General features: G+C 28.0%; 2 protein-coding genes. Both read right to left on the bottom strand.

The features are described from left to right. Nucleotides 1-622 precede the first annotated feature (622 nt). Nucleotides 623-10,894, bottom strand: a complete 10,272-nt coding sequence (locus ACXX87_RS01370) for a hypothetical protein (protein ID WP_458573123.1) — start codon at nucleotides 10,892-10,894, stop codon at nucleotides 623-625. A 17-nt stretch (nucleotides 10,895-10,911) separates the two neighbouring features. Then, nucleotides 10,912-14,322, bottom strand: a complete 3,411-nt coding sequence (locus tag ACXX87_RS01365) for a lipoprotein 17-related variable surface protein (RefSeq protein ID WP_458561026.1) — start codon at nucleotides 14,320-14,322, stop codon at nucleotides 10,912-10,914. Nucleotides 14,323-14,435: the final 113 nt, after the last annotated feature.

The following is a 14,435-nucleotide window of genomic DNA, read 5'->3' as shown; positions in this document are numbered from 1 at the left end:
GAAATTCTTTTGATTTTGTTTTTTTTGAGTTTATTAGTTAATAGTAAAAATATTTTTTATATTAAACCTTATAAAAAATTTATGAAGTAATATATTTAATTAACACAATTAAATTATAGTTTCTTAATCATTTAAGATTTAATCTTTTATGGTTAAATAAATTACCATAAATATTGAAATTTAATTTTGTTCTTATTTTTATTATTAATATCTTGTTTGATTTAAAGAAACATTTTTCTCTTTAATAAAAAACCTTTCTGTTAAGAAAGGCACATTGAAGGTTTGAGTACTTAATATTACGCTTAATCTGACGATAAACTCTTCATATGATTATCCGTAAATTTGTAAATTTACTAGTAATTTAATCATTACTAATATTATTATAACATTATTTACATTAGTTTACATTTGATTTTGTCTTAATAATTTTGTTTTATTAATTTATTTTTTGTTTGGTTTAATAAATAATTAAATATATATACTTTAACTTGATTATAGTATACTACCTAAACTTAATCAAATTAAGATAGAGGTGGGATAATACTGAACTAGTATTCAATATAAATAATAAGTAAATAAAAAATCTAACCTATTACTAGATTAGACTTTTATTAAATTATTATTAGTTAGTTGGTTTGATTTCAAACTCAATTAAAGTATTTGCAAATTTATCTGTATGAATGAATACAGGTGCTACTTTAGAAGTACTATCTTCTTGTGATCAAATTCCAATTAATCTTAATGGTGTATTTTCAGGAGCTTTTTCATCTTCTGAAATTCCATTGTAATTTACATGGAATTGAATTGTTTTATTAGAAAAATCAGTAGAACTAGTAGATAATGCTTGTGGATTACCTTGATTATCACCTGCAAAGTATAAATTACCTTGTTGATCTTGGAAGACAGCATAACCTTTAATAGTTGTAGTAATTATTCTATTGGCATTTGCTGTATTTGGACTATATGATATTGATAAGGTTTTATTAGTATTATCTCATGTTGTAGAACCAAATGTTACATAATTATCAATTTGACTTGGATTACCATGTGTACCTGGTTTTCCAGTTAATCTTAGATTATTTTGTCCAGAGTCAGATGTTCATACTAATTTAGATTCATCATTATTAAAATCACCAGCAGGCATAGGTAGTGTGTAAGTTGCTCTTGTAGTAATATCATCTCTTAGTAATGTTATACCTTCAGTAACATCACTTGTACCATTTGTTAGATATGTAGCAGAGTTAGTTGCTTCTGTTTTATCAGCGGGAACATATTTAGTTAATGCAAATATAGAACCTGCTTTAATTCTAATATATTTTTGATGAAGTTTTCCTCAACCTAAACCATCATTTCTGTTTGTAGAACCACCAATTGTTACATAAATATAATCTGGATTATTCGGATCTCTTTTAGCTGTCATCCATTCAATAGCTTGTTTTGGCATAAATTCTGTTCAAGTAGAACTACTATTTACAAATGCTGATGCAGATTGTTTTAATTTAAAATGACTAGTTGCTTTAGTTGAAGTAGGAGTAATAAATTTACTGCTTGTTATAGTTGTATTATCACTGTTAGTTGCAAAACCTTGATGAGATGCTGCTCCAAAACCATCTGTATATTCAAATGTCATTACTGGAGTATAAGGTGCATCTGATACATATCAAGTATATGCTAATCCACTACCACTATTATATGGATGTGACTCTTTTAATGATCTAGTTGGATCATAAACTTTGAATGCTAATCCAAAGAAGAAGTTTGTATTTTGTTGTGGAAATGCTATTTCTTCAACTAAATAAGTAGATTTAACTGTTGCATAAATATCTCCACCTTTTTCTGTTCTATTTAAAGTAGTAATAACTTTATTATCGCTTTTATCTACTTTTTCAGAATAGGTTACACCACTAATTGTAAATTCTAATCTTGCTCCTAGAATTTCTTTAACATCAGCGGTTGTTAATTCTACTTGTAAAGTAGAAGTATCATTTAATCTGCTATATGAAATTTCTGAATTAGTGATATTTTTATCCGCTTCACCTTCGTGTCTTCCTTTTCTAACAACAGCAACACTTCAAGAATTTATTGTATCTCATTTAATTGTTGATTTTGGATCACTAAACTGTATATTAAATTTAGTTTTATAAGCATAGTGATTATCGGTTACAGTACTATTTTTAATTGATGCTTCCGGAGTTACTCCAACAATTTGTGGTTGCTCAATTAAAGTAGAGAATGTAGAATCTGCTGGAACATTAAAAGTAATTCTTTCTGAAGCAGGAGATAAATCGATAATTTCTTTTACTTTATATTTAGTTCCTGATAATAAACCGTCAACATCACTACTTAAATTAAATTCAATGTTACCATCTTCTGCTAATCTAATATTAACTGGTGAAGTTTTTTCAGTATTTGTAACTTCAGTTCCATCATCTGCAAGTTGCACATATCTTAAAGCTAAGTTTTTATTTCTTGCATATGTTCTATCTGTAGTTGGAACTGTAAATTTAACTTTTGCACTTGATGTTGTTGCATCAGTTCCATCAAATTGTTGTGCATTAAATTCTAATGTTGATGCAGTTCCTAAAGTTCTAAACTCTTTAGAACTTTCTAATTCTCCATTAGTATTAAATAACTTATTGTATGGAACTGCTGTATTTGAATTAGTTGTGTCAACAACAGTTGTTATTCTGTAACTGGTATATTTACTTAAATTACTAAAGTTAAATGTAACTGAATTATTTGCAACAGTTGCATTTGCTTGAACTTGATTTGCTGCTGCATTACCATCATTTGTTGCTAAAATTGCATCTAAATGTAGTGAGTGACCATTTAGTGAACCTTCTGCATCTGCAAAAGTTAATACTACTCTTGCTTCAGTTTCTGAATTAGGAGTAATTTCAATTGCGGAAATTTCTGGTTTAGTATAGAATTTATGACTATTTTGAGTTTGTAATTCATTTTTAATTGTTATTGCAGCTGATGAAGGAATTAATGTTCCCCCTATTATTTCATATTGAGAACCAGCTGATAAATTACTTAAATTAACTGTAAATGTTTTATCTGAATTAACTTCAACTAGTGCAGTGTTGAAACTTTCTGTTGTTCCTACTTTTCTATATAAAATGGATGCATGTTGACCTGATTTAGCAAATTCATCTTCAAGTGTTAAAGTAGCACTAGCACTATTTACTGTTTGACTTGAGAAAGTAATTGCAGAAACTACTGCTGTTTGTGTAATAGAAGTAAATCTTCTTTCAGAATTTGTATCTTCACTTATATTGCTATTGAAAGTTAAATCTTCTCCTGAAGTTGAATTTCTTTTAATTGCAGTAATTTTGTATTCTTGTCCTTTTACAAGATTAGTTAAATTGAATGTCGCAACACTATTATTATTATTATTATTAGACACCACTACTGTTCCTGTTGCATTTCCATTGTGATTTCCATCACCAAGTGGAGTTACTAATTCATAAGTAATTGCAACAGTTCCGTTGTTTGCAATATCTAAGTTAGTATTATCAAATCCTACTTTAACAGTTGCTTGTCCTTCTGTTGATGAAACATAAGAAATAGTTTTAACTGTTGCTTTAGTGTTGATTTGTGCAGGAGTTCCTTGAACTCTTGCAATAACTGAATCAACACTTGCTTCAGTGTTAGCTGAATCTTTAGTTAAAGTAATATCGGTAATATGATAGGTTTGACCACCAGTTAAACCGGTTAAACTAAATACTGCTTGTTTATTAGTAATATTTACAGGAGTATTATGTGTAACTTTTCTTTCAAGTTCATTAGTTACTTGGTAAGAAATATTAGCAGTTCATCCTTTGTTTAAAAAGTCATCACTGTTTCCAAATGCAAGTGTAAAGGTTCCTGCTCCTACTTGTTTATCATCATTAGCAGTAATTGTTACTTCTGCTGTTCTTACAGAAGTTCTAAATCTCTTGTTATTATCTGTGTTAGTTGCAGTTGTGAAAACAAGATCTTTATTATTTACAGTAGCTTTAACAATTTCATATTGTTCATCTTTTTGTAAATTATTCAATTCAACAGAAATTGAAGTTTTACTATTGTAAATGAAGGAAGCAGTTAATTCAGTACTACTATTATCTGAAACTTTTCTATATGTTAGAGTTCCTTGAGTTGAAGCACTCGGTTCCCCTAAGATATCATTATTATTAACAAGATCAATAGTTAATACTGCTTTTTTCTCTGTATTTAGGTTTTTAGTTACAGAACCTAAAGCAGGTAATGTTTTAAAGTCTTTATTAACATTATCTGGAAAACTAAATTGCACATCATTTGCTTGTGGTTCACCAGTTCTTTCTTGAACTGAAATGATTTCATAAGTATCCCCTGAATCTAAACCAGTTAAATTGAAGACTACTTTTGCTTTATCTCCTTCTTTAGTTACAATAGCTGCAGTTTCAGAAGTTTTTGTTGCTCCTGTTGTTTTTGAAGAAAATACTAAGTAAAGATTTTTAGCAGTTGTATTTGGTTCAACAGTAGTACTTCCTGCTAAGAATACATCCGCTGCATCAAATATTAATGTTATAGTTGCAGTATCTTTAGCAATTGAACTTTCATCTTGAGTAATAGTATCAACAGTAGCGGTTTTTCCTGTTGTTTTAAATGTTTTGCTATTGTTATCAAAACTATCAACAAAAGGAGTTTCTGTATTATTAATTAAAACTTTCTTAATTGTATAAGTATGTTCTTTTTTCAATGCTGTTAAAGTAACAACTGCTTCTGATTTACCACTTTCAGTACTTGGTACAATTTCTGCATCACTTGAAGTAATTTCATTAGTATCATCTTTTAATGTATAAACTACTTTTAGTCTTGAACCAACATATGTTTGAGAATTATCATTAATTCTTACAGTAGCTTCAGCAGTAGTTTCATCTCCTACTGTTGAAATTGATGCAACATCTGTTGTTGTAGCAAATGTTTTATCATTTCTAGTTAATGAATCCTTAAATAAGATTAACACACCTTCAGGGTTATGTTCTGTGTTTTTAACACCAGAATTTAATTGATCTCCTTGGAAAATTACTGATAATAGTTCATAAGAAGCTTGAACAAAGTTGTCAGTTCCTACAGTAAAACTAAATGAAGCTTTTAATGTAGTTGTGTTAATAGTTCCATTTTTCTCTATAATGTCTGTTTGACCTTTTTGTCTATATTTAATAGTAATGTTGTGATATGCACTTAAATAATTTCTATCTGCATCAGCAAATTTAAGATCAAATGATGAAGTTGTAGTTGTTGAAGTTTTGTTTTCAACTGCTTCAATTGTTGCTAATTTTGGTATTACTTTGAATTTTTTATTTTCATCAGTTACTGAAGATTCAAAAATTAATGATTGTTCTTGTGAAGAAGAAGAAGAATCAACTAAAATAACTTCTTTAATTTTGTATCCTGTGTATTTTTCAAGATTTGAAAGTTTAATAGTTACTCTATTTGAATTAACAGTTCCAGCATCTGAAGTTAATACATCATTTTCTGCACTTTCTTTTACATATTTAATTTTAATTTGTTTATTAGTTGAAGTTTCTTTTAAGTCTTTTAGTCTAACTTCGATGTTTCAACTTTCTTCTTCATCTGCTTTAAAGTTTCTAACAACTCTAACTGTTGGAATAGTGTTAAATGCTTTTTGCTCTGCAGTTATAGTAGAAGCAAAGTTAACACTTATACCATCAATAATACCTGAAATAATTCTAACATTTGCTCCGTGTCCAAGGTTTTGTAAATCAAATGAATAAACAACAGTTCCATTTTCTACAGTAGCACTTGATAAAGTACTTTCTTTACTTTCAGAATCTTCTGAAGAACGGTATTTAATTTTTAGTTGTTTACTTGAAGTACTTAAGTAACCATCGACATCATTTGAGAATTTAACTTTAACAGTTGCACTATTATTAGTTATAGTTTCATAACTTAATTCTGTAATTTGTGCTGTTTTTGGTTCAACTGTAAATTGTTTATTAGAATCTTGAACTTCACTTGTAAATGTAAATGCAGTTAAATCACCTGTTAATTCATTTCCAGTTGCACTGTATTCAATTTTTTCAATTTTATAAGTTTTAGATTTAACTAAATTAGTTAAAGTTGCATCAATTCTTGATAAAGTAATTGTTGAATCAACTGTTAATTTAGTACTTTCTGCATCGGTTGCATAATAAGTAATTTTTACTTTCTTATTATCAAATGATCTATTGTCATTTGATCCAGATAATGGATCACGAACAATAGCATTTAATTGATAAGTAGTTTCTGCTGATGGAGCAATAATTACTCTAGAAATTAATGGTGTTGTAACTACTTGTTTATTTGAATCAGTAATTGATTGTGAAAAACTTGTTTTAGGAACACTTTCAATAGAGATTCCTGTTAATACGTATGTTGAACCAGCATCTAAACTATTAAATGTAAACTCTCCTTTTGGAACTCCACTATCATCAGTTAAAGCAACTTGTTGAGTTATTTCAGCTTCTGAACCTTGTTTTCTTAATTTTAATGTTGCAGTTTTACCAATAGTAAATGCATCAGCAGTTCCTAATTTAATAGTTACTGTTGCACTATTTAAAGTAGTAGTTGAATTTACTGTTGTTACTTCAGAAGTTTGTGAAGTTAAAGTAAATTGTTTGATATTTTCTGTAACAGTAGATAATTCATCTAATTTAGTTAAACCATCTTCTGAATTTGCTGCATTACTAATTTGTAACTCTTTAATTGTATATGAACCAGATTTGGTTAATCCTGTTAATTCAAATACTGCTCTACGGTTTGAAATGCTTACTGCACTTGTTTCTAGTTCAGTTGATGGAGTAGAAGTTGCATAGTATTTTAATTTAGCTTTAAAGTTTTCTTTTACTCTAGCATTATCTTCAATAGAAACTACAACTCTTGTAGAAGTTTCACTAATTTGGAAAAATTCATATTTTGAAACTGCTGATTTTGTTACAAATTGTCTATGACTTAATGAAGCAAGAGAATTTGTTGAAGAATCAAAGTTAGATTTATAGTTTTCAACTGTAAATCCTACAACTTCATATCTGATACCTTCTTTTAAGTTGCTTAAAGCAATAGTAAGAGTACCATTATTTATTGTTTCACCATCACCTGTTGTTTCAATAATATCTGATGAATCTTGTCCTTTATATCTTAATTTTAGTTTTTTACCATTAACAAATGAATCTTTAGTTGTATCAAAAGTTAATTTTACTGAAGCAGAATTTCTTTCAATTGAAGTAACTTCAACTTTATTAACTGTAGCACTTGTTGCAGTAACAGTAAATACTTTTGTTGTATCTAATGTACTTGCTTGTTCTGCTCCAAAATCAATTTGTTGAGTATAATCTGAAGAACCTCCTGATTTTTCATAAATACCTACTACTTCTAATGTTTCTGTTTTTGGTAAATCTGCTAAATCAAATACATATAATCCTGAATCTGAAGTTGATGTATCTTCATATTTAGTTGCTGAATCATTATCTTTTTCTGATTGTTTTTTAACAACGATTTTTAACTCTTTATTAATAATTTCTGTTTTTGCATCGTTAAATCTTACTACAATTCTTGCTTTTGCTTCTTCAGAAGTATTTACAGAAATAGAGTTTACTGTTGCTTTAGTTGAAAATTGTTTTTTATCTTCACTAACATTATCTAAAATAACATCAATGTTTTTATTATCTTTTTCACCATTAAATCCAATAATGTAGTAAACAGAACCTTCTTTTAGACTTGAGAAAGTAAATTTGTATTTTTTATTAGAAGCATCAGAAGCATCTAAAACACCGGTTGCTTCTTGAATTGCTTCATTAGATCCTCTTAATTTATATCTCATTTTTAGAGTGTAAGAGTTATCTGCAAAGAAACTATCGTGTGTAGTATCAAATGAAACATTTACAACTGCAGAGTTTTTAGTTCTAGAACTTGCATCTTCTTCAATTGTAGCAACTTTTGCACTTTGAGCAGAAGTAGTGAATTTTTTATTATCATCTGTTAATGATGTTTTTAAAGGAATATCAGTTTCAGTACCATTATTTACTAATTTAACATGAGTAATTTTGTATTCTTTGATTTTTTCTAAATTAGTTAAATCAAATACTGCTTTACCATTAATAATGTCAACTGCATCTGTAGTTGTTTCAGTAGAGTTTGCATCTGTTTTAGCATAAACTAATTTTACTTGTTTATTTTCATATTCTTGACTTGCGTCAGCAATTGAAACAATAACTCTAGCTTTTGTTTCAACTGGAGTTCTAAATTCAAATCCACTTACCCCGTTAGTTGTTCTAAAGATTTTGTTTTCTTCTGCAACTGTTTTAGCATCAAAAACAATTCTAGTTAAAGGTTTGTCATCTGCATCTGCAGCATCTTTTTTTAGTGTTAGTGAACTAACAATATATTTAATTCCTATGTCTAAACCAGTTAAATCATAAGTTAAACTGCTTCCATCTGCACTTACAGTTGTTTCAATTGTAGAATCTTGGGTTGAAACACTAGCATTCACTTTTCTGTATTTCATTATAATAGTTCTACCTGCTAAGAATTTAGATCTATCATCAAAAGTAAATACTAATTGTGAAGTTGATTCTGTTTGTGGTGTGTTAGTAATATTATTAATATTAGCTGAAACAGCTGTTGTATAGAATAGTTTTTTATCTTCTGTTATATCACTAGAAACAGCTAAAATATCATTTGGTTTAGTTGTATCTGAAGTTGTATAACCTTCAACTTCTACTGAAGTAATTTCAAAAGTTTTGTTTGGTGTTAAATTCTCTAAATCAACAACAATGTAGTTACTTTTTACTTGTGCTGTAACTGTTTTTTCTGCTGTATCTTCACCTGCTTGTGGTTGAGCATTAGCATCTGTTCTTAATTTATATTTAACAGTAGCTGTTTTTCCTTCAAAGGATTGAGTTTTATCTGTATATGAGTTATTTAAAGTAAATGTTAAACTTGCGGAAGCATCTGAGTTTGTATAGTTAATATCTTTAATTACTGGTTTTGTAATAAATCTTCTTTTAGAACCATCTAAATTAATTGAAAAATCAATTTTTAAGTTATTTTCTACAGCACTCTTGGTTGAATCTTCATCAAGAGTTAATCCAGTAATAGAATAACTTGTTCCTCCAATTAATCCAGTTAAGTCAAATTCTACTTTTAATTTGTTATCTTGTTTAGAAATTACTTTTCCTTCCACTGTTTGATTATCAGTAGCAGGTGAAGGGAAAGTAACAACATCATTAGAACCTAAAGCAGAAAATTGTAATTTTGCTTTTCTGTTTTCAATAAAATCATTGTTTGGTTCAAATTCTAGTACAACTTTTGCTGTACTTTCTTTTATGTCAGTTACATTAACATCGTTAATTAAAATATTTGAAACAGTTGGTATAAAGCTTTTGGTTGCCTGATCAAAGTTTTCAGTAAAATCAAATGCAGTGTGTTTTTCTTGATCTGCAGTTCTACCTGGTTCACTTATTCCAATTTCTGTAATAGTGTATTCTAGTAATCCTTGTAAATCTTGTAAATTGAATCTAATAAAGTTACCAATAACATTTCCTTTAACGGTTTTAACTTTAGTAGCATCATCTTTTTCTGTTTTTAGAGCATATTTTAAATATGCACTTTGTCCGTTTTTAGTATATGAATCATCTTTTAGAGTTACTGTAATAAATGCTGTTTTTTCTACTTGTGTATCAGTCGAGATTTTAGCAACAACTGGATTTGTAGATAAAATTCATTTATCTGCTTCTTCACGTGGAAGAATAGCATTTACTGCATGTTCTAAATCATCGCTATTAACTGATGAAAGTCTAAGAATTTCATATGAAGAACCTGGTTGTAAGTTAGTTAAATCTAAATCTACTTTATAGAATGTTTCTTGTTTATTATCAATTGTTTTTTCAACTTTTGTTAGAGATAAATTAGAAAGGGTTTGAATGTTTGTATAACCTGTTTTTTGTCCGTTTTCATCTTTGCTAATTTGTGCATAAGTAACATTAATTTGTTTATTTTCAACATCTTCATCATCTCCTGAAAATAATAATTCACCTTTAGCAGTGTTTTTGGTGCTTTCAGTTTGAGTTAGTGATTTTACAATTGTAGTTGGTATTGAAGTTTTAAAAGTACGGTCTAAGTCGGCTTTTGCTTCTACTTCTCTATTATCGATTTTAACACTTGTAACTTCATAAGTAGTGTTTCTTTTTAAACCTTCTACTTTAGTTTTAAATACAACACTGTGTTTGTCGTTACCTGCTAAATCTTTACCTTCTACTAATTCTACTTTTCCTGTTAATGTTTGTGGTTGTGCACTTGTGTTATTTTGTTCTTTTACTTGAATTGTAACTTCTTTACCAACAAGAATTTTTTCTTCATCAGAGAAGAATAATTCCAGAGAAACTTCTCTTTTATTAAGATTATAGTTTAGTTTTTCTAATTCAGGTTTTGTAACAATGAAACCTGCACTTGTGCTCATTTCAAAAGTTAAGTTATCATTTGCTAAATCAACAACTTGTAGATTATAGATTTTTCCAGGTTTTAATGAAGTAACATCTAATGAAAATTCTTGTGTTTCTGCATTATATGTTGCTACTTCTGTATCAGCAATTCTATTAGTTTTAGATTCAATAATGTTAACGTTTAATTGTGGATTACTTGATAAAGTTTTTTTATATCTTTCAGGTAATGATTCAAGATCTAACTTGAATTTAACTGTAGCACTATTTAAACCAATATTAGTTGCTTCAAATTCTTTAATATTAACTGTTTCAGCTTTTTTTGTTTTGTCATTAAATAAATGTGGAACAAAAGCAGCTGTAGTACCTATGGATGCTCCAAGTAAAGCCCCTAAGGCAATTCCTTTTTTATTTTTTACTTTTTTACTCATAATTACTTCCTTTTATATTATCTTTCTTTAACATAAGGCATTAAACTTGAAATATGCACATATTTAGGTTGTTTTCCTTTTTCAAATACAACTCTAATTGCTGTTACTTCTTTTTTAATGTCTATTGTATTATGAACGTGTTGAACACCGTGGTGTCATTGGTTTTTCTTAACAATTGTATTCATATTTGCTCTTTGTCAATTGTTATTATTTGCTGTTTTATATTCTATATGATAGAATGTTTGATCTTTATAGTAAGAACCATCTCTAATAAAGATTAATTCTAAGTTATAAACATAAATTGGTTGATTGTTTTTCTTAGTGATTTCAAAATGAATATCTTGTTTTGGATTTGCATTTGTGTATCAATAGTTTTTACCAAGATACCCTCAAGATCCAACTGGAATAAATACATATTCTTTTTTTCAACTTGAACTAGGTTGTGGTGCACTAATATTTCAAGTAGCTGATCTATGTCTATTATTATAATCTTTATCTTCAGCAACAATTTTATTAAATCCGTTAAATGTTAATGAAACAGTATCAGATGCATTATTTTTAGTTACTCTAAATTGTAGTGTTGCACTTCCTTCAAAATCTTTTAATGATTGTGCCTTATTTACAACAGTAAATTGCACGTCATCTTTTTGATCGTGATATTGCAATACTTGTGGATTTAATTGAATTTCACTTGGAATTAAGTTTTTGTTAAATAACTTATCAATTTCTGCTTGATATTTTTGCTTATTAGCAATAACTCTTGCAACAATTTGTTTATCGGTTTCAAAACTTCAACTTAATTCTGTTGCAAAAGGTTTAGAGTGATTATCTTTTGAAATAGTTCCACTAATAGTTGTAGTTCTAATTCCTGTTTCTTGATTCTCACTTACTGCACTAAATGAACTTAGATTATATTGATATTGACTATCAGGAATATTAACAGCAAAATCTTCAATTACATATTCATTAAGTTTTTTGTTTTTAGATTCAGGTTTAATTACTAAAGCTAAATTTTGAACTTTTTCTGTTAATAATTCATCATAATATTGCTCTTCAGTTTTGAAGTTAGTGAAATTATCAATAATGTAAGTTTTACTTTTTTCTTCTTTTGTTATTTTAACCACAATAGAAATTGATCTTTGATCTTCATTTATACTAAAACTTTCTACTGAATAACTTAAATTATTATTTGTATTATTAATTGAAAAGTTTTCTTTTTGAATTTTACTAAATCTTAAAGTAGAGTTATTTATACTTACATCTAAGTGTGGAGCATTTTCAAATTCTTCATCAACTGGCTCACTAACTACTGGTTCTTCTGTAGTTGGTTCACTTGCAGTGTTTCCATTTGGTTCTGATACAACAGGTTGTTCTTCGTTTGATGTTGATACTGCTGGTTCAACAGGTTCTGATGAATTATTTGAAACTGGTTCATTATCTGTTGTTGTATTATCGGAATTATTTGAAGGGTTTTCTGTAACTGTAGCAGGTTCATTTTCTGTTGGTTGTGAAACGGTAGTTGTGTCTGTTTTATCATTTGAATCAGTGCTTGAAGTTGTTGTAGGTTCTTGAATTGAATCATCAGTATTTACAACTTTAGAAGAATCATTTGAAGAAGGTTCGCTTGAAACAGAAGGTTGTTCATTATCATTTAAAGTAGTTGGTTGTTCTACTGTTGGTTCTTCTTGCACTGGAGTTACTGGTTGATTTACAGCAGGTTCTGAATCACTATTAGTTGTAACAGGTGGATTTTCTTGATTTGTTGTTGAGATATTATCATCTGTATTAGTTATATTTTCTTGTTCATATTGATATTGTTTAATATAAGGCATTAAACTTGAAATATGTGTGTAATATGTTGGTTGTTTTCCTTTTTCAAATACAACTCTAATTGCTACAACATCTTTTTTGATATCAATTTTGTTATGAATATGTGGAATAGCATTATGTACTTGATCTCACTTAACATTTGTTGACATATCTGCTTTTTGTCATTGTCCATCTGGTGTAGTTTTATATTCAATATGATAGAAATCATTGTCATTATAATATCCACCATAATGCATAAAGATTAATTCTAAATTATAAACATAAATTGGTTTATTGTTTTTCTTAGTAATTTCAAAAACAATATCTTTTGATTTATCTGAATTAACATATCAATAGTTTCGCCCTATTTTACCACCAAGACCAACTCTTGTAAATACATATTCTTTTTTATAACTTGTACTATCTGATTCTGGTGCATTAATATTTCAAGTAGCAGATCTATGAGTATTATTGTAATCTTTATCTTCAGCAACAATTTTATTAAATCCATTAAATGTTAATGATAATGAAGCAGCAGAATCATTTTTTCTTACTTCAAATTGTAATCTTGCAGTTCCTTCAAAATCATTTAATTCTTCTGCTCTATTAAAGATAAAATACACATCTTCTTTTGAATCATAATATTGAATCTTTTCTGAACTTAAAGATATTTCAGCAGGGATTAGTTTTTTATTTAGAATCTTATCAATTTCTGCTTGATAAACTTGTTTGTTTTTTATTACCCTTGCTAATACTTCTCTATCTGTTTCAAAGTTTCAAGTAACTGTTTTGTTAAAACTTTGAGAATGATTATCTTTAGAAATAGTTCCACTAACAACAGTAGTTCTTATTCCTGTTTCTTGATTTGATTGCACTGTTGAAAGTGAAGTTAATTCATAAGTAAAATTATTATCTTGGTTATTTAGTTCAAAATTATTGATGGTATATTCATTTGCTTTTTTATTTTCATTACCTGCAATAAGATGCACTTGTAATGCTTCTGTTTTAGAATTCAATAATTCAATGTAATATTGCTCTTCAGTTTTGAAGTCAGTAAAATTATCAATGGTGTAAGTTTTACTTTTATCTGCTTTTATTATTTTAACAACAACAGAGATTGATCTTTGATCGTCATTTAGTCTAAAACTTTCTACTGAATAACTTAAATTATTATTTGAGTTGTTAATTGAAAAGTTTTCTTTATGAATTTCACTAAATCTTAAAGTGGAGTTATCAATATTAACTTCTAATTGCGGAGCATTTTCAAATTCTTGATCTCCTGATTCAACTATTGGTTCTTCTTTTTTATTTTCAACAGTGGTGGGTGGATTTTCTTTTGAAGGTGATACTGATTTTTCTGTTTCTACTTCTTTAGGTTTTACATTTGTTTCTGTTTTAGTTTCAATTTCTTCTTTTTTCTTTTTTTGAATAGAACCATTTTCATTAACTTTTGGTTCTTTATCTAAATTTGTTTGGTTATTTGAAGTTGCTTCAGTTGGTTGAATGGAAGTAGGTGTATCGTTTTTTTTGAAAAAATAATATCCAGCAACCGCTGTAGTTCCTGCTGCTACTGCAGTAGTTGCAATTGCAGATAAAATTATTTTCACTTTTTTACTCATTAGAATTCCCTTCTTTTGACTCTATTATATTTATAAATATAATAATTATATCATTTTTAGCAAAAAAACAAATTTTTATAATTTTTATGGGCAAAAATGCACTAAAAAATAGA

This window comes from Mycoplasma sp. 613B (assembly GCF_054343485.1).
The sequence above is the reverse complement of the archived record's forward strand: the minus strand, read 5'-3'. Positions and strand labels throughout refer to the sequence as shown.